The 25,857-nt window shown below is 56.7% G+C and carries 17 protein-coding genes and 3 pseudogenes; 7 read left to right on the forward strand and 13 right to left on the reverse strand.

Features of this window, described 5'->3' with window-relative positions; translation table 11 throughout:
• Positions 1-832: 832 nt before the first annotated feature.
• The 5 genes from XH98_RS21230 to pdxR form a co-directional block, all read right to left on the reverse strand.
• A complete protein-coding gene (locus XH98_RS21230) occupies positions 833-1,624 on the reverse strand; it encodes an ABC transporter permease (RefSeq protein WP_271619795.1) in 792 nt (263 codons plus the stop codon).
• On the reverse strand, positions 1,621-2,400 hold the full coding sequence (locus tag XH98_RS21235) for an ABC transporter permease (RefSeq protein WP_271619796.1): 780 nt from the start codon (positions 2,398-2,400) through the stop codon (positions 1,621-1,623). The genes XH98_RS21230 and XH98_RS21235 overlap by 4 nt, the downstream gene beginning before the upstream one ends.
• Before the next feature lie 127 nt (positions 2,401-2,527).
• Positions 2,528-3,628: an ABC transporter ATP-binding protein gene (locus XH98_RS21240; protein ID WP_442868619.1), complete on the reverse strand. Its 1,101-nt coding sequence runs from the start codon at positions 3,626-3,628 to the stop codon at positions 2,528-2,530.
• A gap of 77 nt (positions 3,629-3,705) precedes the next feature.
• A complete protein-coding gene (locus tag XH98_RS21245; protein ID WP_271619798.1) occupies positions 3,706-4,818 on the reverse strand; it encodes an ABC transporter substrate-binding protein in 1,113 nt (370 codons plus the stop codon).
• A gap of 183 nt (positions 4,819-5,001) precedes the next feature.
• The gene (gene pdxR / locus XH98_RS21250) at positions 5,002-6,480 is read right to left on the reverse strand and encodes a MocR-like pyridoxine biosynthesis transcription factor PdxR (protein ID WP_271619837.1); all 1,479 of its coding nucleotides are present in this window, start codon (positions 6,478-6,480) and stop codon (positions 5,002-5,004) included.
• A 246-nt stretch (positions 6,481-6,726) separates the two neighbouring features.
• Between pdxR and XH98_RS21255 the strand changes: the two genes are divergently transcribed.
• The 5 genes and pseudogenes from XH98_RS21255 to XH98_RS21270 all read left to right on the forward strand — a co-directional run bounded on the left by XH98_RS21255 (position 6,727) and on the right by XH98_RS21270 (position 12,173).
• The gene (locus XH98_RS21255; protein ID WP_271619799.1) at positions 6,727-8,106 is read left to right on the forward strand and encodes an aminotransferase family protein; all 1,380 of its coding nucleotides are present in this window, start codon (positions 6,727-6,729) and stop codon (positions 8,104-8,106) included.
• Between the two features lie 433 nt (positions 8,107-8,539).
• Positions 8,540-10,117, forward strand: coding sequence for a gamma-glutamyltransferase family protein (locus XH98_RS21260; RefSeq protein WP_271619800.1), 1,578 nt, complete (start codon positions 8,540-8,542; stop codon positions 10,115-10,117).
• A gap of 86 nt (positions 10,118-10,203) precedes the next feature.
• On the forward strand, positions 10,204-11,352 hold the full coding sequence (locus tag XH98_RS21265; RefSeq protein ID WP_271619801.1) for a M24 family metallopeptidase: 1,149 nt from the start codon (positions 10,204-10,206) through the stop codon (positions 11,350-11,352).
• A 356-nt stretch (positions 11,353-11,708) separates the two neighbouring features.
• A pseudogene (locus XH98_RS41195) lies at positions 11,709-11,942 on the forward strand (TetR family transcriptional regulator C-terminal domain-containing protein); the annotation flags it as partial.
• 105 nt (positions 11,943-12,047) lie between these two features.
• Positions 12,048-12,173 (forward strand): hypothetical protein, encoded by a 126-nt coding sequence (locus tag XH98_RS21270; RefSeq protein ID WP_271619802.1) that lies wholly within the window; start codon positions 12,048-12,050, stop codon positions 12,171-12,173.
• 571 nt (positions 12,174-12,744) lie between these two features.
• On the opposite strand, the gene XH98_RS21275 is transcribed toward XH98_RS21270, so the two are convergent.
• The 7 genes and pseudogenes from XH98_RS21275 to XH98_RS41210 all read right to left on the reverse strand — a co-directional run bounded on the left by XH98_RS21275 (position 12,745) and on the right by XH98_RS41210 (position 20,619).
• The gene (locus XH98_RS21275) at positions 12,745-13,677 is read right to left on the reverse strand and encodes a 3-keto-5-aminohexanoate cleavage protein (protein ID WP_271619803.1); all 933 of its coding nucleotides are present in this window, start codon (positions 13,675-13,677) and stop codon (positions 12,745-12,747) included.
• A gap of 515 nt (positions 13,678-14,192) precedes the next feature.
• Positions 14,193-14,966, reverse strand: a complete 774-nt coding sequence (locus tag XH98_RS21280) for a GntR family transcriptional regulator (RefSeq protein WP_271619804.1) — start codon at positions 14,964-14,966, stop codon at positions 14,193-14,195.
• Positions 14,967-15,459: 493 nt separating this feature from the next.
• A complete protein-coding gene (locus XH98_RS41200; RefSeq protein ID WP_442868620.1) occupies positions 15,460-16,059 on the reverse strand; it encodes an amidohydrolase family protein in 600 nt (199 codons plus the stop codon).
• A 790-nt stretch (positions 16,060-16,849) separates the two neighbouring features.
• Positions 16,850-17,635 (reverse strand): carnitinyl-CoA dehydratase, encoded by a 786-nt coding sequence (locus XH98_RS21285; RefSeq protein WP_271619805.1) that lies wholly within the window; start codon positions 17,633-17,635, stop codon positions 16,850-16,852.
• 31 nt (positions 17,636-17,666) lie between these two features.
• A pseudogene (locus XH98_RS21290) lies at positions 17,667-19,708 on the reverse strand (acetate--CoA ligase family protein); the annotation flags it as partial.
• 217 nt (positions 19,709-19,925) lie between these two features.
• Positions 19,926-20,162 (reverse strand): annotated as a pseudogene (locus XH98_RS41205) (hypothetical protein); the annotation flags it as partial.
• 352 nt (positions 20,163-20,514) lie between these two features.
• Positions 20,515-20,619 (reverse strand): hypothetical protein, encoded by a 105-nt coding sequence (locus XH98_RS41210; protein ID WP_442868617.1) that lies wholly within the window; start codon positions 20,617-20,619, stop codon positions 20,515-20,517.
• 1,303 nt (positions 20,620-21,922) lie between these two features.
• Here XH98_RS41210 and XH98_RS21295 point away from each other — a divergent pair.
• Complete coding sequence (locus XH98_RS21295) at positions 21,923-22,870, forward strand: aminotransferase class IV (RefSeq protein WP_271619806.1); 948 nt, start codon at positions 21,923-21,925, stop codon at positions 22,868-22,870.
• 13 nt (positions 22,871-22,883) lie between these two features.
• A complete protein-coding gene (locus XH98_RS21300) occupies positions 22,884-24,095 on the forward strand; it encodes a glycine C-acetyltransferase (protein ID WP_271619807.1) in 1,212 nt (403 codons plus the stop codon).
• A gap of 278 nt (positions 24,096-24,373) precedes the next feature.
• Here the strand turns inward: XH98_RS21300 and XH98_RS21305 are convergent, their stop codons facing one another.
• Positions 24,374-25,543 carry a M20 aminoacylase family protein gene (locus XH98_RS21305; protein WP_271619808.1) on the reverse strand — a complete coding sequence of 390 codons (1,170 nt, stop codon included), beginning with the start codon at positions 25,541-25,543 and terminating at the stop codon, positions 24,374-24,376.
• Between the last annotated feature and the right edge of the window lie 314 nt (positions 25,544-25,857).

Genomic DNA, 25,857 nt, shown 5'->3' on the forward strand with positions numbered 1-25,857 from the left:
AAATTCTTCCTCTTCCTCCCACGATTAGTGCAGGTCGATTTTTGTCGTCGGACGAGCATCACGAGTCTTTCAATCTTATTGTCGACCGTTTAGAGTAACTTGACGAAATTCAAATCTCCCTTGTTTGCTTACCTATCGATCTCCATCCGATAAGTCCTGCGCCTCCCTTCACGCGTTCTGAGCGGGCCGCAGGCTCAAACTGCGCTTCTCAAGTCAGGGTTCAAATGTATCGCGGTGGAACGGGCGACCGGTTCTGCATTGCTCCTCAAACTTGTAGGCTATGGATGATTGATGACCAGGCGCGTCTATCGGCGACGACTGGGCATCTTAACCGGGCAATAACCACGGCCACAATTGGTCCACGATCTCGGTAGGATGTACGCGAGAACTCGCGCTTAACCTCAAGGAGTTCACACCGGGATCGCGAGCAGGCAGCATATAGTACGCGACAATTCAACTTGACCTGTCGCAAAAAACCCGCCGCTATTCACCATGCGATTCAGAGATGATCCGAAGGGCTGAATGCCAGCGTCGATTTTGGTCAACACTTCATCACGAGCCACCTAGCGACTTCAAAGGCGGCTAGTGCGAAAAGCCAAGCGTCAGTAGGTTCATCGATGCCGTCCTTTTTGATATTCACCCGGGCAAGAAGGCAGTGAACAATTCCGATGCTTGCCGATCGTGGCCCTAGTATGCCGACCTGCGTTAGATATCTTTGAGATTGTCAAGGAAGACCGCGGCGCCTCGCCATGTGGACGCCAGGTCGCCCTCACGCGGCGACAGACAGTACACTCCATTCGTTCGCCCGTTAGTGCGATTCTTCACATCCGCTTCACTGTCGACGAACATTGGTCGCCCGATTGCGAATTAGATGTACACTGGCAAGGATTAGAGTTGTTATCAAGACTATGAGCGTCGATACCGCCGCGATCGTTGGATCAATCTGAAAGCGTAGGTCGTCCCACATGCGACGGGGTAAAGTGACGGCGTCAGATCCCGACAAAAACAATGCTACGACCGTTTCGTCGAATGACGTGATAAATGCAAATAACATCCCGACCAGGACGCCTGGTCGAACCAGCGGCAACGTCACCTGCCAAAACGTGCCGGCAGGAGTGGCCCCGAGACTCATTGCTGCCTGTTCAAGCTTCGGATCGATGCCCGCGAGGCTGGCGCTCACGCTGGTCACAACAAATGGCACGGCAAGACAAGTGTGCGCCAGCACGATCGCTACCGGACTGCCGACGAGGCCGTATCGGGCGAAGGCGTAGTAGACGCCGATTGCGATCACGATGACAGGCACCACCAGTGGCGAGAGAATGAGACCTGTCGCAAGCACGCGAATGGCTCGCGGCAGGCGAGCAATCCCAATCGCAGCAAGCGTTCCTAGGCTCGTCGAAAGCATGACGACCGCAACCGCCACCCAAACACTGAGCCAAGTTGCATCGAGCCAATCGGCATTGCCGAAGTACGCCCGGTACCATCTGAGGCCAAATGCCGGCGGCGGAAAGGTCAGGTATGTGGCTGATGAAAACGAAACTGTGCACACGACAACGATCGGAAGCGCGATAAAAATGAGGATCAACATGACGATCAGGTTCGCTAACGGTCGGAGGACGCTCATCGCATATTCATCCGGAATGCATTGCCCACGCCCGGTAACAACTGGGCCAGTGCTATCAGTAAGAGCGCCGTCGCGAGCAGCACGCTCGAAAGAGTGGCTGCGTACCCCCAGTTTAGCTGCTCGACTTGCTGAGCGATCAACATAGAGAGCGTGATATCACGCGAACCGCCTACCATTGCGGGGGTGATGTAGAACCCAAGCGCCAGGACGAAAACCAGTAGCGCGCCTACACCCACGCCTGGCATGGATAGCGGCAGCGTGACTTGACGGAACGTCGCCCACGGTTTGGCGCCAAGGCCAGAAGCGGCGCGCGCCAGCATGGGATCTATCTGCCGAAGCGCATTGGCAATTGGCAGGATCATGTACGGCAGCAAGATGTGTGTCATCGCAATCTCGGTAGCCAAAGTCGTGTTGAGTAGTTGGATCGGTCGATCCAGCAGACCCAGATGCATAAGAAAGTCATTAATCAGGCCATTGCGGCCGAGCAGCACCATCCAAGCGTAGCTGCGCACCAAAATTGATGTCCAAAATGGCAGCAAAACCACGATCAGAATGAGAGGTGCGGTTGAACGGGCCCGGGATAGCGCGAGCGCCACCGGGTATCCTAAGATGAGCGTGGCTAAAGTGACCACAAACGAAGTCTTGAGAGTGAGCCAGAACACTTTCAGAAAGACAAAGTCGAGGGGGAGTGCAGCGTAGTGATTCAGCGACCACGTGGGATCGTTCAGGCTGCGCATCAGCATCGCAATGACGGGAATAGCGTAGACGACTGCCATGAACCCTAACAAGGGCGCGGACAGAAGCAACGGAACGACCCACGAAATCGTGTGTTTCGATGCGCGCCCAAGGGTTGTCCGGGCGATACTAAATGACCGCGCCGACATGAGTTTTTCGGACATGGCTCTAGACAACGATAGTGTCGGCAGGCGACCACGTTATATCTGCGCGCTCGCCGGGAACTCGGCGTCGAGTGGCCGCACTTGAGGGCTCCTTAAGTATCAGCGAGGTGCCTCCGTCCGTTTCAAGCAAATAGCGGCAACGCTCGCCACAAAACACCGCCTCTCTCACAGTTACGCTTGTTCGGTTGCCGACGACTCCAGGCCCAACAAGCCCATCGGCGAAACGTAGACGCTCGGGCCGTATCGCCACGGTTATGTTAGCGCCTATTGGCGGACGCTGCGATGTCATCGCTCGTATCAACGCACCTTCGCACTCAACTACTACGACATCACTTTCCAGCCCGCGTACGAGTGCCGGCAAAAAATTCGATTCGCCAATGAAGCCGGCCACGAATCGGTTAGAAGGTCGGTCATAGAGAGCCTCGGGGTGACCGACCTGCACCACCTTGCCTTCGTGCATAACCGCGACGCGGTCAGACATGGTAAGCGCCTCATCCTGATCGTGCGTCACAAGGATACAGGTAATCCCTAGCTCCGCATGCAATCGGCGCATCTCCAACTGCAGATTCTCGCGCAGCTGCTTGTCGAGAGCACCTAGAGGCTCATCCAAAAGTAATAGCCGCGGCTTGAAGACGACCGCACGGGCGACGGCAACACGCTGTTGCTGCCCGCCGGACATTTGCCGGGGATAGCGGCCGCCATAAGCCCCTAGGTGCACTAGCTCGAGCGCCTCTCCTACAAGTCTCGTCCGTTCCGCTTTGGGTACTCCTCGCTGCTTTAATGGAAAGCCGATGTTCTCTGCCACGGTTAGGTGCGGGAAAAGTGCGTAGTTTTGAAAAACCATTCCAATGTTACGACGATAAGGCGGCATGTCGACCACCGACACGCCGTCGATTGCAATGTCACCAGCCGAAGGAGCCTCAAAACCCGCGATCATCATGAGCGTCGTAGTCTTTCCCGATCCGCTCGGGCCTAACAGTGTGAGGAATTCGCCGGATTGAAGGTCCAGTGACACTCCAGTTACCGCTCCTACTTTGCCATAACTTTTCTGCAGGGTATTGAGCGATACCGAAGCTCCGCGGCTAGGGTGGTGCCCAAGCGAGATCGAAGACCCCGACCGAACACCGTCGTCTTTGGTGAGAGACAAGCCGTTCACATCACGTAACGATGAAAGAGCACGCATTAACTCAATAGCCATTTGTTGAATTTCGCGACCGCAGCTTCTCGATTTGCAATCCACCAGTCGTAATTGTAAGGCACAAGCTGTTTCTTGATCTCGGGTGCACTCGGAAGCATCGCAAGCCGCTGTGGCGGGAGGTACTCGATTGCACCTTCGTTCACCGTTCCAAAGGGACCGGCGAGTGCGAACCGCGCCTGAGGTCGCGCCATTGTCGAATATGCCACGAATTTCATGGCGTTTATCTTATTTTTAGCGCCCTTAGGAACCCCCCATGCATCGCGCTTGGCCAGACCTTGATTCCAGCAGATCGCCACCGGCACGCCGTCCTTTTGGAGCTGTTCCATGCGGCCACTGAAAACCGTCGTCATCACGACTTCGCCGTCAGTGAGCAACTGCACGGGCTGGGCACCAGTGTCCCACCATTTGATAACGTGCTGCTTGATCTTGCTGTAGCTTTCGAGAGCCTTATCGACGTTGATGGGATATACCCTTTCGGCCGGTACTCCGGCTGCCATCAAAGCGAATTCCATTTCCGGGTTGTTTGAGCCTACTGCGCCGGTCAGCGCGCGCCCGCCTGGGAATTTCTCAATGTCCCAGAAATCGGCCCAATTCTTGGGAGAAGCTCCCTTAAAGGCGTCGTTGCGATAAGCGGCTACCTGAGCCCAAAGGTTAAACTCCAGCCCATACTCAAAACCATGCTCCTTCCTTACGCTTTCGTCGACCAGCGAGTAATCAAGCTTCTCGAAATAATCGCCGTTCTTCATCAGATTCATAATCGAGCCGCGGCTAGCATGCATCACGTCCCATTCGACATTTCCCGTGTCAACCATCGCTTTCAGTTTGGCTGCGTCCGCAGTAGGAAAGGCACGAACCTTAATGCCGGTCGCTTTTTCGAACGGGCCGAAAACAGCTTTTTGTAGTGCGTCCTGCGTTGCACCTCCGAAGCTAGCTAGGCGGATCTCCCCCGACCCCTTCAGACCGCTCGGGACCTCGGTATCGTCTGGCCATGCACCTTCCGCGAGACACGATCGCATCACGAAAGGCGCGGCGACAACCCCGGCCGCTAATTTGAGTGCCGATCGGCGGCTCAAACTGGAGATTAAATGTTGGCTCACGAGCGTCTCCTCAGCTGTTTGCTCTCCTCATGAAGGCAAACCTAATTCACGTTCCGCTCCGCAACTTCTTATCTGAAGCTTGGTAAAGCGGTGAATGCATATCAGACCTGCGACCCCTTCGGCGGAAGGACCAGAAGTTTTCAAACTGACCAGACCAGTCCGGATTTAGCGATGTAGGCGCGGCTAATGGCGCGCGAGACAGGCAGCGATAGTACCGACCAGACGACTGGCGGCCTCTGTTTGAACTTGCCCGAACCCAACAATGAATCCTTGTCGCGCTGGATCGGTCAAATAGCACTGCGACAAGGCTTGGACGAAAACTCCGGCCGCACGTGTACGCGAAGCGGCTTCGATATCGCTAATCCGCGCCGCAAGCGACTGAGTGAAAAAGGCGACGAAGTGCAGTCCGATGCCGGATGTGGGTATGTCGAGGTGATCTGCGAGTTGGTGGCGAAATTCGTGCACGACCGCGTCATGCCGTTCGGCATAGACTGCGCGCATCCGACGCACGTGGCGGATGAGCAGGCCGCTTCGTAGAAAATTAGCCAATGCGAGCTGGAGGTGTGTGGACGTGTGGAGGTCGATGCGGGCCCGGCCTCGTGCAAAAATATCCGCAAAGACCTTGTTCGCGACGAGATAGCCGATACGCAAGCTCGGAAACATGATTTTGGAGAAGGTACCAACATAGATCACTCGGCCCGTTTTATCGAGCGACTTCAATGACGCAATCATGTTGCCCGGCTGACGGAATTCGGAATTGTAGTCGTCTTCGATGATCCAAGCATTTTGCTGGTATGCCCATTCAAGCAGTTGAAGGCGGCGCTCCAGACTTAGCATCATGCCAAGCGGATATTGATTTGACGGCGTGACGATGGCGAGTCTCGCGTTTGGCGCGCGCTTGATCGCTTCAGAGACGATCAGACCACTTTCGTCGACGGGAACCGGAACAAGCTGTCCTCCGGCGGCGCTGCAAGCCCAGCGCGCTTCTGAGAAGCCCGGCTCTTCGAGCCACACCGCATCCCCCGGATTAAGGAGCATCCGTGCGAGCAGATCGAGACTGTTGGCCGTGCCAGATGTGATGACGATCTCTTCGGGCCTGCAGAGGAGCCCGCGAACGGAACCGAGGAAATCCGCCACTGCGTCCCGCAGCCTCGGAACTCCCTGCGGCGCTGGTGCGAGCAGGAGCTGCCTTTCTGGTGTGCGCCAAGTTTGCCGCACTATGCGCGCCCAGGCATCGAACGGGAATGATCCGATCTCCGGCGCGCCGGGACTGAATGGAGACATCGGATTGATTTCATAGTCCTCCGAGAGAAGCAGTTTCCAGACGTTCGAAAACTGGTCGACGCGCAAGCGCGGTGTAGTGCGGTAGGGGGAGCGGGTCGAAGGAGGCTGATGGCCGCAAACAGGTGGTTCCAGCGCCACCTTGAAGCCGCTGCGATCTACAGCCTCGAGATATCCTTCGGCGCACAGCAGCTCGAGGGCGTCATTGACGACCGAACGTGAGCAGCCGATCTCGGACGCGATAACGCGAGAGCCGGCGAGGAGTGATCCGTTCGACAACTCACCGCCAAGAATAAGCTCTCGAAGATATTGCGCGATCTGCTGGTGGAGTGGGATCGCTCGGGCTCTCTCAAGTCTCAGCCCGGCTAGCGATTTGCGCATCGACAAGGGTTTCCGCTCCGCCATAACCTGGTATTCCCAAGGATGCGTTTTTTGCAAACCTATCACATCCAAAGTACGAAATGCCAGTTGTTGCGATTGTATGCTGGTCTGTCGAAAACATAATAATCTGGATATTTTGCAGCAGCAACCGATGCCATAACGTCAGCGATACCCTGCGCCGCGGGCTGGCAGCCGCGGGCTCGCATATGCCGCAAGCGCTCCTCCTTTAATCCTCCAGAGTGCCCCATGACGAAAATGAAGATGCAGACAGCTTCGCCCTGTTCGAGTCAAGGATCGATCCGCCGGTTCTATGCACCATCCGATGCCGTTCGCTTGCCGACGGTCGCGCGCGCGGAGGGCGTCTACATGTGGGACGCCGCAGGGCGGAGGTATATCGATGCTTCGTCTGGGCCCGTGGTGAGCAACATCGGGCATGGCAATCACCGTGTGATTAACGCGATGTACGAGCAGGCCAAAAAGGTCACCTATGCCCATCGTACTGTCTTCGAAAATGAACCGAACATCTTGCTCGGTGATCTGGTCACCAAGCTCGCGGGACCAGGGCTTGAGCGTGCTTACTTCGTTTCAGGTGGATCGGAAGCGACCGAGACAGCAATCAAGCTCGCCAGGCAGTATGCTGTTGTGCGTGGCGACGCAGAGCGCTGGAAGGTCATTAGCCTCGACCCTGGCTATCACGGCGCCACCTTGGGCGCCTTTGCGGTCAGCGGCGATCCGCAAACGCAAACGGTATTCGGTGCCTTGGCTAAAGGGATGCCAAAGGCACCGGCGCCGTTTAGATATCGGCTGCCACCGAACCATGATTCGGACGGCTATGCGCGATATTGCGCCGCAGCGCTCGAAGAGCTCATCGTCCGCGAGGGTCCTCAAACCGTCCTCGCCTTTATGATGGAACCAGTCGGCGGGCTAGCCACGGGCGCGTTGGTCGCGCACGATGAATATTACCGGACCGTACGCGAAATCTGCTCGCGGCACGGCGTTTTGCTCATCTATGACGAGGTTATGAGTGGTGCCGGCCGCACCGGCACTTTTCTCGCGGCGCATCATTGGCCTGATGCCAAGCCAGATCTCGTGACCCTCGCGAAAGGCATTGGAGCAGGCTACACCCCTCTCGGCGCGGTGCTCGCCCCTTCTGCCATGGTTGATACTGTGGTTGGCGCTGGCGGATTCCTGCATAGCTACACCTATGCAGCCAACCCTCTCTCGTGTGCGGTTGGGCTCGCCGTCGTGTCGGAGCTGATAGACCACAATCTGATGGCGAATGCGGGCGCGATGGGTTTGCGAATGCGCCAGCGACTTGAGGAGTTGCAGGCGACAAGCGGCATCATTGGGGATATTCGTGGCAACGGCCTCCTGATGGCGATCGAGATAGTCGCGAACAAGGAGACGAAGGAAATGCTGCCGGCGGCGCGGCAGGCCGTCTATCGGATCGTTGAACTCGGCATAGAGCGCGGGCTGCTGCTTTACTCGCGGCGAACGGCGAACGGAAAATTTGGGGAGTGGTTGATGATCTCGCCGCCCCTGACGGTCACGAACGAGGAGGTCGACGAGATAGCGCGCCTGATCGGTGAGACGCTGGCCGCTTATGAGAAAGAGCTCGCGTCATAGAGACCAACTGTTGCACCGAAGGCGGCTCGATGTTCTCCGCGCCGTCACTGGCAGTGTACTACAGAGATCCGAACGCCGTTGCCTCTGAAGCATAATAAGAATCTCGACTTCCAACGTGGTGCGACAGTATCGCCTTTCGCGATCACACTGCCTGGTCAAGTCAATAGATTGCCGCCATCGGCGTGGCAGATGCTGCAGCGCAAGGACAGGGCGCAACGAATGCTCTCAACTGAAAAAGGGCGATCTAAACTCGCCCCCACTTTAGTCGACACCGATGGAGTTGGCCGCACGTCTGTTCCTTCACCATACGCGATGGCCGCCAGCTGCAAGATGACCAAACTCTCGACAACGAGACCTCATGCGCACATGATCGCGCAGGGGAGCTCAGATCATCAAAACCTTTCCGAATTCGGCGATGTTGAGGAGCCCTGAAGTGAGAGACCACGCACCCAATTTTGAGGTTCCACGGCGCTCCACCCAATATGCACGCGATCAGATGGTCGCGACCTCGCATCCGCTTGCCACTCTTGCCGCGCGTGACGTGCTCAAAGCCGGGGGGAATGCGTTCGATGCAGCGGTTGCAGCTAATGCCGTTCTTGCCGTTGTCGAGCCTGCGATGACTGGTATCGGCGGAGATGGTATGGTGATTTTTTCCACGCCTGATCACCCTCGACCGCGAGCCTATAGTGCTTTGGGAACGGGCATCGCTGATCCAGCAAGCGGCGTAGGTGCCGCGAGGACCGCCCTCCCCGGCTGCGTAGACATTTGGGATACCCTGGCGCGGGATTTTTGCTCGTGGTCGTTGGCTGACCTGCTCGCCCCTGCAGCTGCCTTCGCAAAGAACGGCTTCGTCGTCTCGGAGAGAACAGGATCCGACTGGACCCGGTTCGCCAGCACGCTGAGTGCCGATCCAAACGCGGCACGCCATTACCTCAAATCCGACGGACAGCCATTTCTCTGCGGAGATGTATTCGAACATCCCTTCCTTGCGGAGGTCCTGACCAAAATCGGTCGTGAAGGTCGCGCCGCCTTCTACGAGGGGGAAGTCGCGGCAGAATTGATAAGGGCATACAACGCGTTGGGGGCTAACGTAACCGCCAGGCACTTGGCGGACTATCGTGGTGCTTACGTGGAGACAATTTCATTGCCATATCGAGGATTCGACGTTCACGTTTGCCCACCCCCCTCGGCTGGCGTTGTAGCCCTACTCATATTACGCCTGTTCGAAAGATTGGGTTTCGCCGACAAGACAATGCAGCAGCGCACGCGGCTCCATTTGCTGATCCAGGCGGGAAAGCTTGCCTATGCCGCCCGTGATCGTATCCGTTACGACGCTTCGACCGGCCAATATTGTGCCAACGTATTGTTTGACGACAAATTTGTTGACGAGTTAGTGGTCAAAATCGCTACAGGTCCAGTAGATCACGAAAAGGCCTCTCCATTGTTTTCGGGCTCCCACGAGACCACCTATCTCACGGTCGTCGACAAAGCTCGCAATGTCGTGTCGTTCATGTCGACACTGGTCGACTTCTTCGGCTGTCAAAAGGCCACGCCGGATTCTGGTATTCTACTGAATAGTCGAGGCGAATATTTCACAACAAACGCACAGGATCCAAACCTCTACGGGTTCGGCAAGCGTCCGTTATCTTTTTCCATCCCAGCTATGGTCTGCCAGCAGGGCAAACCCTTTATCAGCGGTGGCGTGGTAGGAGGAATGTTCCAGCCGATGGGCCTAGCGACCGTTCTTTCTCGCATAATCGACCAGGATATGTCCGCTCAGCAGGCCGTCAGTGAACCGAGAATCTTCGGCCGCCCCGATCAAGTGGAATACGAGAGTGGATTCTCTTCGGAGACGGTCGCGGCTCTTGCCAACCTTGGGCACAAGTTGGTCCCTCGGTCTCAAGGGCCATTCGCACATGAGGGGCCTCTTGGAGCAGCTCAGGTGATAGTCTTGCGCGGTGGCATTCTGGAAGGCGCGGCAGATCACCGAAAAGACGGGCTGGTCATTTGACGCGATCAGCCCAGGAGGCACACAGACGCGTGTCACAGATCTTCTGTTGTTAGCCATCTGAACGTGCTGCAAGGTGAGACGCGGTCGTGAATGAATATCCATTCAGTATAGAAGAATACCAAGCGCGCCTTTCGCGTGTCAGAGAGCGCATGGCAGAGCTGACGATAGACGCGTTGCTGGTAACGGTACCTGAAAATATATTTTATCTTTCGGGATATCGCACTACGGGGTACTACGTCGCTCAGTGCTTAGTCATTCCGCTTGCAGGAGACCCATATTTCGTTGTTCGAAATATGGAGCTTTCAAACGTAAAAACGCTTTCCTGGTTGAAAGACGGTTACCCAGTTCCTGACATCGCGAACTTTGGTGATGAACTCGCGAGCCGTATACGGGATATCACGGAGAAAGGCTCGCGCATCGGCTTCGAGGAGCAAGGGTTCTTCCTGCCATCTGCTTTGCTTGCGACCATACGCAATAGCTTAGTTGACCGGAAGCTCGTGCCAACCAGTGGCATCGTTGAACAAGCAAGAAAAATAAAATCACTCCAGGAACTCGCCTACATGTCCATGGCTGCGAAGGCCGCTGACGCCGGCATGGAAGCAGGCTTGGAGGCTATCGTGGCCGGGCGAACAGAAAATCATGTAGCTGGGGCCGCTTATCTAGGGATGATGCTGGCAGGAAGCGAATACCCCAGTTCGAGCCCATATGTGGTTACGGGGCCTCGTTCAGCTCTCGGGCACAGCACCTCCGAGCGAGGGGTCGTAAAGCGCGGGGACGTCGTATACCTAGAGATTGGTGGTTGTTGGTTCCGCTATGGTGCGGCCATAATACGCACCGTCTCGGTGGGACGGCCCACGTCGGAACTTCAGAAAGCAGCCGATACGGCTCTCGGGGCCCTCAATGCTATGCTTGATTTTGCCAAGCCGGGCGTAAGCTCTGGAGCGGTCGATGCTGTCGGACGAGGAATCGTAGAGCGAGCCGGCCTCGCGAAATTCTGGCCACATAGGGCGGGATACTCTATCGGCATCGGGTTTCCACCCGGATGGGGTGAGGGTCACATAATAGACCTGAAGCCGCAGGATCCCAGAATACTTGAAGCGGGGATGACGTTTCATTCAGTTCCCGTAATTTACATTCCAGGGCTTGGTGCCGTCGGCTTTAGCGAGACCTGGACTGTAACCAGTGCCGGTGCGCAAGTGCTTACCAACACGGCCAGGAAGCTAATTGCGATTTGAAAGTCTGCTATGCGCGAGAGCGTGAAATTCTGACATGGCGAGTGGGTCGATCCTTATCGGTCTGAAGACGCTGAAGTGATCAACCCGATAGCGACTTCGCTAAGAATGTCGCCAGCGTGGTCAGTGGGCAATTCGCGCCAAACCTGCGGCGAGCCCGAATGCTGCTGCCAAATGACATGACCATCGCCCGCGAAAAGATCATTGGCGACTGCTTGGAGCTGGCTGTTCAGATCTCCAAATTGCGGTATGAAGCGCCGCGCCACCGCCGCCTTTCATGTGATCGCAGAGGATTTCGATTGGCACTCCGCCGATCTGTCACACATCGGCGGGAACGAGCCGTTCCACTTTGACACCTGGTGTTTTGGGGGATGATCCGGCATGCGCCCGAGCTGCAGGCTGCCCCTGACGAGACCTTCAGTGCCTTTTGGGCCTTCCTTGAGACTGTGCTGGAGGTTCAAGGCCGGCGATCGGAGAACGGATTTCGATGCCAGGCCGACGGCCATAGGCGATCCGCGCTCGTCGACGGACTATGGCTCGAGCGTTGCTTCAAACCAAAGTCCTTCAGCTCGAAGGAGGCCGTGCGGCTAAGCCTCGACTTAGTAAAAGGGGCTGGTGCGAACCGGATAGAGATCGGCAGACCCGTGTCGGCCGTTCTGCCGCCCGTAAAGCTGGCGCTAGTGCCTGGGCGAGGAGAAGTGAAGGCCTTGCTCCAGGAGAGCCTGTCGATCGCGGTGAGGACCGACGCGGTCAAGCCGTCGGAGCTGTCGGCAGTCTTCATCGGCGTGCGCGATCAGAAACAGCATAGCGGTGGACCGAAGTAGCGGCAGCGCGCTTAAATAACGGCTTGGGCCCATGACTCTTAGGTCCGCTATTATGACAGTTCACGAGGCAGAGTTCCTGCGATTTATCGGCATAAGTTGAAGCATTCATCTACCGACATTGATTTCAGAGCCAAAACCGGTCACGACAGTGCTCGGCCATGGAAAGGCGTTGCGGTGAGAGCTATCGACATTGGTTGTGAAGGGATTTGAGAACGAAAGGCGCCGGCGCAAGCCAAAACAACTCGGGATCTACTTAGTGTCGGCGGCAGGGGCGGCGGTGCACACAGCGAAAGGAATGGAGTCAGCCGCTATTCCAGGGACCGCTATTTGGACCGCCGAATGCGCGACGTACCAATCATCAGACGATCGACTGTCAGAATGCTTAGAGTTTTTCGTCTCTCTCCGCGTGGCCGACGTACCGAACGTGACAATGCGATCCGCATTTTTGGGCTTCATCGAAGCATGCGCTCGGCGCCAGTGCATTGTCCACGCCTTACAGCTTGACGACGGACGAATTTCCTGCAGCCATGATCATCTGCATTCTGAGTAGTCATCATCCTCTATCGGAAGGTCAAAAATTCACCGCATCTCCCCCCTTGAGCGACAAAAGCTCACGAGCTTCGTCAGGCGAGGCAACCGTTCGGCCAACCCCTTCGATAATTGTCCGAGCGATCCGTACTTGCTCGGCACTACTGGTCGCCAACTTGCCTGGACCGCTCCAGAGCGAATCCTCAAGGCCGACCCTTACATGCCCCCCTATGGCGGCGGCGATGGCCGCCACTTTCATTTGATTGCGGCCGGCTCCCAGCACAGACCAGTGATAATCTGATCCGAACAAGCGGTCAGCCGTTCGCTTCATCATCAGGATATCCTCAGCGTCGGCACCGATTCCGCCCAGGATGCCGAACACGCTTTGCACGAAGAACGGCGGTTCTATTATTTTTCGATCAGCGAAGTGCGCCAAAGTATAGAGATGACCGATATCGTAGCATTCGACTTCGAAACGAGTCCCGGCCTCGGCGCAACTGGTTAATATTTTCTCGATGTCTGCGAATGTATTTCTGAAAATGCGGTCTCTGGACCCTTCGAGATATGGCCGCTCCCAAGCGTGCGCGAATTTCTTAAACCGCTCGAGCATCGGATATAGTCCGAAATTCATCGATCCCATGTTCAGAGACGCAACCTCTGGCCTGAAAGCCGCGGCGGGCCTCAAGCGCTCATCAATCGACATCGTAGCAGCGCCGCCGGTGGTTAGATTGATCACGCAGTTTGATTGCTGCTTGATGACGCTGAGGAACGGCAAGAAGGACTCCGGACGCTGATCCGGAGAGCCGTCGACCGGATTGCGCGCGTGCAGGTGAACTATGGCGGCTCCTGCCTCTGCCGCGGCAATCGCTTCGGCGGCGATTTGCTCCGCGGTCACCGGAAGATGTGGTGACATCGAAGGGGTGTGGATCGATCCAGTCACAGCGCAGGTCAGGATCGTACAATTGGATCGAACCATAGAATCTCCCTAGGCCCCGTATTTCATCTGACCGACGACGCGCGTCAGTCCGCCTCGATTGCCCACACGTTCGCAACCGCCAAGAGCTCGGTGTTAAAGATGCGATGTGCCACAGCTCCTTCAACCGAGTGGTGGGCCTTCAAGATGCAATGGTATACCTTGTATATTTAGTAGAAGTCAACGGCTCCTGATCCATCACAACGAGTTGGCGCGCTGGACTTTTTATTCTGTACGAATATCCGGCACGACGAAGAGACGGAATGCTCGCAGGCTCGACATGGGCGGCCATTCCATGCGCCTGGAGAACAAGGTCGTCTCTACACCGCTTGCGGGGTTGATCCGAATGGCCAAGATCGCGCTCAAGCGGGCGATCTGCTAGCCGATCCCAGGCCGTCTCATTGTGCGGAGGTTGCGCATCGAGACGTGGCCACGACTGGCGCGCAAGCGCTCGAGTCTAGTAAGCGCGGACGGACCAAAGAGCGGCCTTATGGGCACAAAGCTAATTTACCGTGAGATCACTTCTTTCTCTTAGAGGAGTCTGATGGCGACGAGCCCGTGACCGCGTGGCGAAATTGATAAACAAAGTGATCGGCTCGCGAAATGGCGCGCCCGACGAACAGCGATTCACCGCCTCGTCCGATAGCGGAACATTGTGTGGTAAGCACCGGGAAGCCGGGCACCACTTTGAGAAGCGCGGCCTGCTCCTCTGTGGCCGTCGAACCTTCGACCTGGTAGTCCATGTACTCGAAGGCGGCGTGTGCTTCGATCAACGGCGTTACCAGGCGTTCGCGGATCTTAGGTATTAAAACATCGGCAAACTTATTGGGAAACCAAGTCGTATCAAGCACGACCGGCTCATCATCCGCCAGAATAATCTTATCGAGCCGATATCCCATACCTAACTTCTGAAGCTCGACTGGGCCACCATCGCTGACATCGACCAGCGTCAATTGAAGGACTTGGATGCCGAGCGTGAGGCCCGCCTTGCGAAAAGTATCTTCATAGTCCATCCCGATAACGCGGACGATCTTGCGCTTGCTTGCGACGAAAACACCAAGGCCCTGTCGCCCGACGAGACGTCCCTCGAGCGAAAGGTCGCGAATCGCGCGCCTGATGGTGATCGTGCTGACGCCAAACTCTCGGGCGAGTTCTAGGGCACTCGGCAGCTGAGCACCGGGCTTATATGTCCCGGCATCGATAAGATTTCTCAGTTTTCGAGACACCGACCGATAAAGGAAGCCGTCATTCTCTGCCAGACGCTCCGATTCAGATGTCTGCCGCTTAGCCATCATCAAAGCCTATTTCGCACTAGTAAACACCGTCGCAGCAAATGGCCCTCTGCCTGTCACCCCCCCTGCATAATGTCATACCGTCGCCTGGGACTGGTCAGCCGTAAGTATAGTAACAGTTTTAGCGAGCCGATTGACAACGCGCTCTAACCTAGAGCCCCTTATCAACTGTTGGTAGGCCAACTTGGGAAAAGTCGCAACTTCGATGGCAGCACATAGAATTACGCCCACAATTGCGCGTTGGCTGGCGCTATCGATACTCCGTCGTGGCTGAGCACCGGGCGCGGCGGTTGACGCCAGGGGCGAAAGCTCCGCCAAGCCAATCAGCTTGCCATGGTCGCAAAGTAGTTTTGGGCGAGCTGCTTGTCATCAACCTCGAATGGCGACAAGTCACTGGGCCAAGAAGCGAAACTGCAGCCGTCACGCCGGTGCCAAGAGAATAGTCGGTTGGGACCAAGGTGCGTCGCGATCATCTCCGAGGTAGGTTAACGCGTCAAAGACACGAACCGGCGTTGACCGGTCCGGTTTTCATTCGGCCTGCTCGCCCTACCCGATCGCTATCTGGCAGCCATGGCGTACGCAACGGAGACCCCGGCCAGACTCTCTTCAGCCGCCGCTGATCGCCCAGGATATCTGCCGCCGATACGGTCGGCCAGTCCGAGTCTTCCTTTAGCCCGGTCTTTGCCATCAGCCTGCGAGCAGACGCGCAGGCTGATGCGTAAACGACCCGCTCGTCCAAGCGGGTGGAATGGCCACCCCTGACGATGACTTGCCCATCGCAGATCACAGTATCCACCGATTTGGAGTGCGCGACCAGAACGGTCTCGAAGACCGGATCGGTGCCGGGGCAGGGTTCAGGCAAGTCATTGCGCACCAAGTGTGCCCGCTTGCCGGGTTCAAGGGAGCCGATACGATTTTGCCATCCCATGGCCCTGGCACCGCCCAAGGTCGCGTTTTCCAATACGCCGCCGGGCGAGATGTAACCACCTTGTGCGACTCGCGAGATAGGCGACCAAATGTCCAGAGCTTGCAGAGGTCGCGGCCGAAACCAAGATTGGCGCCCCGCGCGTGCAACTCCAGCATACGTTGCCAGGCCGACTCACCGACACCGTTGAACAGACAATGGCCGGGACGCCAGACCACGGACATTCCCGTCCATCTCGTCGTCGCGCAAACTTTTCATGTGTACGAAGCTGACATTTGGCTCGAGGACGCCGATCTCCTCGAAATAGACAAGGGGGTGCTTGCCAATGCGCTTATCTTCGGTCTCAATCACCTGGTGCTGGGTGTAGATCACCCACCCCGTTGTCGTCGGCGCACTTCTCTGTTGCACGCATCAACGTATCCGACGCCGATCCGGAGCCATAGACGGGGATGCGTCCACCGATCAGGGCGTTGGGGGTCCTTGTTTCGAAAGCGCACCAAACGTCGATACACCTCATCAACGCCTTTCGAGTCTCGCAGGGCATTTTTACAGACCAAACTCAGTTTCTACGCACCCTGACGCATCAGTTTAAATTCCACAAGTCGGTCCGAGTTGGCTCAAGTCTCAACTACGACGGTTGTATCTTGACGGCTGAAGAGCACTTGCTGTTCGCCCTGCGCAATGATCCTGACGAACTGTTGCGCGTCAGACAAGGCGGCGCCCGCCGAATCTTACACTTGAGTTGGCAGCATCAATGCGAAACCTCTCAAATCACAAGCTCTCAACGGAACGTGGGACGCGCCTGGGATCCAGAGCCTGCCACTCACCGGGGCACGCAGCACAGCGGACAGTTCAGCACGTTTTCGAAGGACAGGAAGCTGGTCGAGCTCACGCACTGCCGTTTCTGACAATTGGCATCGCGCCGCCGATTGATCGCATCGCGCTAGGGCGAGCTACGCTATCTGCCCTTCCAGATCGGATCGCGCTTTTCGGCGAAAGCCCGTGATCCCTCCAGCCTATCCTCCGAGCAATGGAGAGCTTCGACACTCGCGAGTTGGCGACGCGAAATCCTATTCATGGCGTCTTGGAACGTGAGGACCTCCGCAACGCGCACAGTCTCCTTGATCGCGGCAAATACGAGCGGAGGTCCGCTGGTGAGTAGTCGCGCAATCTCCCAAACGCGCTCCTCTAGCTTTTCCTTAGACAGCACCTCATTGACGATACCCCAGTGATGCGCCTCTGCGACATCCATCCAGCGACCAGTGAGCAGGAGTTCCATGGCGATGTGGTAAGGAATGCGCTTCGGTAACTTAATGCTTGCCGCATCGGCCAGCACGCCGGCGCGAACTTCCGGGAGCGCGAAGGCAGAATGGTCGGCCGCGTAGATCAGGTCGCAGGAGAGCGCCAGCTCGAAGCCACCGCCGACTGCCATGCCGTTGACGCAGGCAATCACCGGTTTGTTGAGGCCGCGCAGCTCCTGCAATCCACCAAACCCGCCGACGCCGTAGTCGTTGCTGCCGGGTTCGTCCGCAACTCCTGCCGATTTGAGATCCCAACCTGCGCAGAAGAATTTGTCACCGGCCGACTTGACAATCCCGACGCGCAGCTCGGGATCGTCTCGAAACGCCTTGAATGTATCGCCCATCAGTCGGGACGTTTTGTTGTCGATGGCATTGGCCTTCGGCCGATCCAGCGTGACCTCTAGGATTGCGCCTTCGCGGCGGGTGGTGATGACGCCAACCATTCTGATTTCTCCATTCCCCAAGCACCAGAGTTTTACTTTCTCGAAGCACCAGCAGCGCGTCTGCAATCCAGGTGCCTTTGCCTTCTGTACAGACAATCAGCGGGTTAATGTCTAGTTCGTCGATCTCGCGGGAATTCTGCTGAACAAATGTTGGGATGCCTGAAATGGCCTCGATGGCTGCCGGTACATCCGCCTTCGGCCGCCCGCGATAGCCTTCCAGGAGCGGATAGAGTTTTAGTCCGCGCAGCGCTGCTGCTATATCGTCGCGTGTTGCCAGCAGCATCAGGGTTACCGTGTCGCGGAACAACTCAATCATTACGCCGCGGGTGCCCAGCGTCATTACTGTGGCTAACATCGGGTCGCGGACAAGGCCGACGATTAGTTCGGTGATGCCGTCACGCACCATACGTTCGACGTAGAGGCCGGTCCCGAGCGCGAGCAGATCATGCGCGGCGGCACTAATTGACTCGGCGTCACAGAGATTCAGCCGCACCGCACCAACTTTTGATTTGTGCGCGACGCCTAGCGCCTTCAGTGCTACAGGAATTCCGAGCCGCGTGGATACGATCACTGCCTCTTCCGCATTGCCGGCGCGCTCGCCCCTCGGCACCGGCAGCCCAGCTTTGAGCAACATTTCCTTGGCTTCGGCCTCCTCAAGTACTAGGCGATCGCCGCCAAGCCTACCTGCGGCCGCGGTATCGATTGGCTCCGCCCGCGGCTCCGACCACGCGGCGCCAATGAAAGCGCCTGCCTCTGCAGCTTGCATCGCTTCCGAAATCCCTTGTAGAGGTGCTATGCCACGCTCAATGATTCCGGGGATGTACCTTTCAGGCATGTTCTCGGGCAGTGACGAGACAGTCGCGCACCGGGCCTTATTGGCCTTCGCCGCTTCGATTGCGCGTATACTCGGCCAATAGGTGGTGTTCGAGCAGCGGTCGGGACGCGGGAAGTCGAGCACCATCATGTTAAGATCAAGGCCACCCGAAACCATTCCCGTGAAGGTTTCGGTCAGCGCCGGCTCGTTGTTCCAGATGAAGGTGTGGTAGTCGAGCGGGTTCGCCACCGCGACCAGCGGCCTAAGCGTCGATTTGACACCGGTGCGGTGCTCGTCGGTGAGGCGGGGAAAATGTACGAGGCGCCCTTCCGCGCCGTCCGCCATGACCGAAGCTTCGCCACCCGAGCAACTGACCGAGGAGAGGCGGGGGCCCGGCAACGGTCCGGTTACGTGCAAAAGCTTCAGCGCCTCGATGAATGCTGGCGTCGATTCGACGCGGGCGATACCAAGCCGCTTCAGGAATGCGCCGGAAGCGAGGTCTGAGCCAGCAAGCGAAGCGGTATGCAATAAGGTTGCCTGACGCGCTTGCTCGGAACGGCCGACTTTCATAGCGATGATCGGCTTCCTCAACTCTCTCGCACGCGCCGCAAGCCTTTCGAAACCGTGTACGGAATCGAAGGCCTCGATGTGGAGCCCGAGTGTGGTGACGCCATCTTCCTCAATCAAACCAAGGGCGATCTCGGAGAGACCGATTTGCGCCTGATTGCCGGCGGTCATCAGAAAAGCCATCGGTAAGGCGCGGCTTTGCATCGTCATGCTGATTGCGATGCTTGAAGACTGCGTGAGAATAGCGACGCCCCGGGTTCCTTCGGCCAGCCTGACGCCACCATGCTGGTCGGGCCACAAAAGTGCACCATCGGCATAGTTGATCGGACCGTAGCAGTTCGGACCAAGCATCGCATGCCCTTGGCAGCCTTGACCACCTCGCTCTGCAGCCTTTCGCCTTCCTGGTTGTAGGCTCCGACTTCGAGAAAACCGGAAGCATAGCAGACGGCGCCCCCAGCACCGCGCTCGGCAAGGGCTGAGATCACGTCTATAGTGCGATGCCGGTTCACGCCGACGAAAGCGGCGTCGGGCGCACCGGGCAGATCGGCCACTGAACGGTACGCCTTTCGGCCGGCAATCTCATCTTTGGGGGGGTGCACCGGCCAGCCGACAAACCCTATCTTAATGGATTGCGCAACAGCAGATGCGGCCTGTCGACCTCCGAATACGGCGATAGATTCCAACTTATGCATCGATCGGGTCCTAAATTCATTATAGCCAAGATCGCGCTGGGCTCGAACGGTGATCCGTCCCCGACTTCTGCGGTGAATTGCGTCAAACAGCAACCCCCCAGAAAAGGCGAGGTCACAGGGATTCTGCGGTCAAATTGATCACCGGATTCAGATCCAAACTGCTCACCCCCGCAGGACGGTACCGGCCACATCCATTAGCAGTTCCGCGGTCATCTGCTCAATTTCCGAGCCTCTGAGCTTTAGGATGGAGCTTGCAGGGTCTTGTGAGCTCTTCTGCTGCTTTCGATGCATTAGTGATCACTCGAAGCTGCCTGAGTTCGAACGCCTTCAGCTGGACCTCGACAGCGGCGACCTTCTCACGGAAGGCGGCCTGGTCGATTAGTCGCTCACCGCCGACGCAAGGCTGGGCGGCAAGTCTTTTGGCATGCCGGATGCGCTCCTCGGAAATGGCTACTCCTGCGTCTGCGAAGCGCTCATTGCCGAGAAGAAACTTGGCATAGTCCCACCCCTTGTTCTCTTCGCCGACGAGATTCTCGGCCCGAACACGGACGTTTTCAAAAAAGACTTGTTAACTTCGTGACTGGCCGTCGATTAACTGTATCGGACGTATGCTGACGCCCGGCGAGTTGATGTCGATCACGAGGAAGGAGATCTCCTGCTGTTTTTTTTTACATTAGGATTGGTCCTGACCAAGCAAAAGATCCAATCAGCGTATTGCGCCCAGGTGGTCCAAACATTGACGACATATAGTGCCCGCCATCGCGTACCGCTCTCCTGAGTGAAGCGAAACCGACCCCGCGCCCGGCTCAGAGCAACCTTGGCACCACCAGTTCCTCTGCATTGGCGATACGCGGCAGATAGTGTCTCGTCTGCGCCTCGTTCCCGAAGGTATAGATGACGGGGCCGACCAAAACTCGCCGTATCCGAACTTTACCGCGCGGGAAGCGCCCTCACCTGTTGCGCAAAATGTACTGTTGCAGCGGAGTCCATACCGCTCCGCCATACTCCTTAGGCCAAGTCAGGACGCCCCTGCGATTGAGGATACGCGCTCCCGCAGCCTTCTCCTCTTTCGACAGCTTACGGCCTTCGGCAAATTGCGCGGAATCTCCGGCAACATGTTTTCACGCAAGAACTGCCGCACTTCTTCGCGAAAGCGCCGTTCTTCTTCCGTGAATGCGAAGGTATTCTAACTTGAACTGCCACAATGGTGTTGCGGAGCACGGCCAAACCTTGAAGAAGGCGGGGGGCCTCAGTCGGAGACGTTGCATCGAGATCATCCTCAGCACGACGCCTCTCGTGAGCTTCATCAGCACGCCTCCCGCGGCCCTCGGGGCCGCTCCGGATCGGCACGTGCGAAACGACCGCGAGGACAGCGCCCATGACCGCGCAGGCAATGAACACATTTGAACCATTTCACCGCTATGCCACGCCGACGATACAATTGAATAAATAGTACCGGTCCTTCACGCGGAAATAAAGAATATGGCAGCTGATAAGCAGAAATCCTGCGCCCCTAGTCACCCGTTGAAGCATTAAAGCGCCAAAGCACCCTATCTCCAGCCCAATTGCTGGTTGGTTTCACAACTCGGCTGTCATCAAGCTCGAGCTGGCCGATGAGCGCACGAGCGCGAAAAGCGGTCGCAGCGCCGAATTCGCATGAGCGAGATCTAGAGCTGCGCATGAAGGCAAGACAAGCATATCCTCGCAATTATTCCGACTCGTTGAGGATAGGGGAATGCGCACGCGTTTCGCGCGGCCTAAGCCTTTCAATGAGATCACCTGATCGAATACGGAGCATATCGAAGAACGGCGCTCAACGCAGTGCGGCCTCACTGTGCCCTCGAAAGGTCTGGCGTCAAAGCGCCTGCGGTCGCCTCGAATGCACCCGACACTGACATGCGAAATTGCCCGATATCAACCAGATTTGGAGCCGCAAATTTCGGTCTATGCTGAAGGGCGGAAGAGCCGTGGGAAGACCTCGCCGCGTTCTTAGTGTACGAAAGCTTCACCTATTTCGTTCGGACGCAGAATTTAGGCCAGACGGGGTACCACATCGAGGGAATACGCCTCGTGAGGCTGCTAGTATCTACGTGGCTAGGTCCAGTGGGCCGTTCCGATTCCTCGACCTTGATGGAGCACCATGTCTGAGATCCTTGTTTTTCCAAAGCAAGAATTCGCTCCTTGTCTCAATCCGTCATATTTTCAGTCACTCCGATGACAGAGCTCTCGCCCGTGCTTTCAGCAATTGATCAGCATCACATCGACCGACGGCGCTACCCCCATGGAGTCGCTTTCATGGATGGGCAATACCTGCCGATGTCCGAGGCCAAGATCTCTGTACTCGATTGGGGTCTCCTGCACTCGGATGCGACCTACGACACTGTGCACGTCTGGAACGGCCGCTTTTTTCGGTTGAATCTGCATCTTGACCGTTTTTTGGCAGGCGTTGAACGCCTTCGAATGAAGCTGCCTTACGACAGAGAGAAAATAGCGTCGATCCTCGAGCAGTGTGTCGCCCTGTCCGGCCATAAATCCGCTTACGTTGAGATGATCTGCACGCGTGGTTCATCGCCGACATTCAGCCGTGATCCTCGCCAAGCAGAGAACCGCTTCATCGCGTTTGCAGTGCCTTATGGCTCGGTCGCCAACAAGGAACAATTGGAAAGAGGCTTGCATGTCGCGATCAGTGAGACCGTCCGCATCCCGCCAAATTCAGTCGATCCCACGATCAAAAATTATCATTGGCTCGATCTGGTTAAAGGTCTTTTCGACGCCTACGACAAAGGCGCCGAGACAGCGCTGATCCTAGATACAAACGGACATGTTGCTGAAGGGCCAGGCTTCAATGTGTTCCTTGTAAAAGATGGATCGTTGAGGACACCCGCTTTTGGGGTACTTCCCGGTATCACACGTCGAACCGTCCTCGATCTTTCCGCTGAGATTGGACTCCCCGCCTCCGCTGGCGAAATCACCCGTGACGATATCAAAACGGCTGATGAGGTGTTCATTACCTCCACAGCCGGCGGTATCATGCCCGTGACCCGCATCGACGACACAAAGATTTCCAAGGGGCAGGTCGGCTCCGTCACGCGCCGGCTGATGGATCTCTACTGGCAAAAGCACGCAGATCCGGCGTGGTCGACCGCCGTAATTTATGCTTAATCGGAAAGGAACCATGCGCTCGCTCTTTGGTCAGCGACTTCGTGACAATCTCGATGAGCTATCATCGCGAAAACTCCTGAAAATCGAGCAAGAGATCGCCTCGCCTCAGTCGACGCATGTTCACCTCCGCGCGCTTGGTGAGCGCGATCTCCTGAACATGTGCGCCAACAACTATCTTGGTCTGGCCAATCACCCTGCCCTGGTGCGAGCCGCGCATGCAGGTCTCGAACAGCATGGCTTTGGAATGTCATCCGTGCGGTTCATTTGTGGGACCCACTCAGTTCATCGATCACTTGAAAACAGGCTTTCCAGCTACCTTCGGACGGAAGACACGATCCTATTCGGTTCCTGCTTCGATGCGAACGCCGGACTTTTTGAGGCTCTGCTCGACGCTGACGATGCGGTAATCAGCGATAGCCTAAATCATGCAAGCATCATAGATGGAATTCGGCTCTGCAAGGCGAAGCGCTTTCGCTATGCCAACAATGATATGAACGAACTAGAGCACGCTCTACGCGAGGCAAGTCACTGCCGAACGGTGCTCGTTGTGACCGATGGCGTATTTTCCATGGATGGCGCTGCCGCGAATCTTCCAGGCATCTGCGAGCTAGCAAAGCGTTACGGCGCCTTGGTCATGGTCGATGACTCTCATGCTGTGGGGTTTATCGGGCCAGAAGGGCGAGGAACACCGGCGCAGTACGGGCTGGAAGATCAAATTGATATTCTTACCGGCACGCTCGGCAAGGCACTTGGCGGCGCATCTGGCGGGTACGTCTCAGGCCGTAGTCAGATCATTTCCTGGTTGCGACAGCGTGCGCGCCCATACCTCTTTTCAAACTCGCTGATGCCCGCAATCTGTGAGGCTTCGTTGGCCGCAATCGACTTGGCAGAAAGCGCAGACGATCTCAGGCAGAATCTCTCTGCTCGCACTGGTCAGCTACGACAAGGATTGAGCGGTCTGGGATTTCAAGTTTTGGGCACCGATCACCCAATTGTACCCGTGATGACCGGGGATGCGGCAGTGGCGGCCCAGATTGCTGAGTTCTTGCGTGCGCATGGCATTCTCGTCGTTCCGTTCTCGTATCCTGTTGTCCCGGAAGGCGCTGCGCGGATCCGCATGCAGGTAAGTGCCGCCCACAGTGCGGACGACATCGAAAGAGTAATTGCAGCATTCCGATCAGCAAGGTCGGACCTTAACAAGCCAACGGTCACACACGAGCTCTAAGCTCCTTGGCTAGGGTTCCAACATCAGTCACTCCGTAAGAGACCAATTCACGGCGGGGGCGCAAGATCGCTTCTCCGGCATGGCCCAAATACATTGAGGCGGGACCATAAGGTCAGCTACGCGTAGAAATCGAGCGCGCGACCTGGATTGCGCTCCGTCATTAAAGCGCAACTTAGTTCACTAATCGACTAATCGAAGTTAGCCGCATTTTATCTGCTGTAGTTCTGGCGCTCGCCAAGCCTTTGGTTGGCGAGATGAAACGAGACAAGCCGGGCGATTCAGATAGCCAGCACAGTCTCAACCAAATTCACCCAATAGCCGATGCCATATGGCAATGCTTCATCATTGAAGTCATATGCCGGGTTGTGCACACCGGCAGTTGGCCCGTTTCCAATGAATATCATTGCGCCCGGCCGCGCCTCGAGCATGTAAGCAAAGTCCTCGGCTCCCATACCTGGTTTGATGTTCTCGTCCACCGAAGTTACCCCGAGCAGGCTGCGTGCCGCCCTGATCGCCAGCTTAGTCTCTTTGGTGTGGTTGAAAGTCACTGGGACCGATCGACGGTATTTAAACTCGATATCTGCGCCGAATCCGCGCGCGATACCTTGGGCTGCCGCCATGATCTGGCGTTCTGCGAAGTCTCGCAGCTCCGGAAGATGAGTTCTAACAGTGCCGGCCATTTCGACGTGATCGGAAATGACGTTGTAGGCGTTGGCGGCATCCAACTTGGTCACTGAGATGACGAGCGAGTTGATCGGATTCGTGTTGCGCGAGACCAACGTTTGCAAGCCGACGATGATCTGAGCGGCAATTACAACTGGATCGATGGTCTCATGCGGCTTGGCCGCATGGCCACCCCGCCCTTTCACGACAATGTCAAAATCGTCTTGCGAGGCCATGATCGGCCCATCGCAGATGCTGAACTTGCCGATCTCGGTGCCGGGCGCGTTGTGCATCCCAAAGACCTTAGAGATGCTGAAACGGTCCATGATTCCTTCCTGGACCATCTTCAGGCCGCCGGAGGGAAGTTCCACTTCTTCTGCCGGCTGAAAAATCAAGGCGACGCAGCCCTTGAAATTGCGCGTCTTGGCAAGATATTTCGCGGCGCCCAACAACATGGCTGTATGACCATCGTGCCCGCATGCGTGCATTTTACCCGGCACTTTCGAGGACCACGCCTTGGTTGAGGCCTCAAGGATCGGCAGCGCATCCATGTCGGCCCTCAACCCAATGGTGGGACCATCTCCACCCTTCCCTTGAATCAATGCAACGATGCCGGTTTCAGCTATCCCCGTTTCGATGTGATTGATACCGAACGAGGCGAGCTTCTCGGCGACGAACCTCGCCGTATTGTGTACCTGAAAGTCGAGCTCGGGATTTTCGTGAAGATAGCGGCGCCATGCGGTTACCTCTGCCTGCAAATCACGAAACTGATCAACAATACGCATGTCAGACCTTAAACTCCGAATCCATTACGATACAGCACCGCTCGAGCGTGCGGCGAAGTCTCGGTGCGCACGCGTGAAGCGGCCACGCGCAATTTGTGCTGCAGTAGCTCGCATTCTGATCTTTTTGCAATGGAGCACGACATAAGCAAAATTTAGAGACGTCATGGCAGGACGTTACATCTATTGGGCGCACACCCTGTCGGCTTCTGCACTCTGCTCGTGAACTCCAATTTGCCATCGTCTCTTAGGCCGGCTTGCTGATATCCACACTATCGTGCGGCCATTGAGACACAGACCTGAAACGCCAATGAGGC

Source organism: Bradyrhizobium sp. CCBAU 51745 (assembly GCF_028128715.1).
GTDB classification, from domain to species: Bacteria; Pseudomonadota; Alphaproteobacteria; order Rhizobiales; family Xanthobacteraceae; genus Bradyrhizobium; species Bradyrhizobium manausense.

Excerpts from the sequence above, each read along its gene's own strand:
- XH98_RS21295 (WP_271619806.1), top strand. The coding sequence starts at position 21,923 with ATGACAGAGCTCTCGCCCGTGCTTTCAGCAATTGATCAGCATCACATC.
- XH98_RS21300 (WP_271619807.1), top strand. The coding sequence starts at position 22,884 with ATGCGCTCGCTCTTTGGTCAGCGACTTCGTGACAATCTCGATGAGCTA.
- XH98_RS21275 (WP_271619803.1), bottom strand. The coding sequence starts at position 13,677 with ATGGTTCGATCCAATTGTACGATCCTGACCTGCGCTGTGACTGGATCG.
- XH98_RS21230 (WP_271619795.1), bottom strand. The coding sequence starts at position 1,624 with ATGAGCGTCCTCCGACCGTTAGCGAACCTGATCGTCATGTTGATCCTC.
- XH98_RS21235 (WP_271619796.1), bottom strand. The coding sequence starts at position 2,400 with ATGGCAGTCGTCTACGCTATTCCCGTCATTGCGATGCTGATGCGCAGC.
- XH98_RS21285 (WP_271619805.1), bottom strand. The coding sequence starts at position 17,635 with ATGGTTGGCGTCATCACCACCCGCCGCGAAGGCGCAATCCTAGAGGTC.
- XH98_RS21280 (WP_271619804.1), bottom strand. The coding sequence starts at position 14,966 with ATGGCTAAGCGGCAGACATCTGAATCGGAGCGTCTGGCAGAGAATGAC.
- XH98_RS21305 (WP_271619808.1), bottom strand. The coding sequence starts at position 25,543 with ATGCGTATTGTTGATCAGTTTCGTGATTTGCAGGCAGAGGTAACCGCA.
- XH98_RS21255 (WP_271619799.1), top strand. The coding sequence starts at position 6,727 with ATGACGAAAATGAAGATGCAGACAGCTTCGCCCTGTTCGAGTCAAGGA.
- pdxR (WP_271619837.1), bottom strand. The coding sequence starts at position 6,480 with ATGCGCAAATCGCTAGCCGGGCTGAGACTTGAGAGAGCCCGAGCGATC.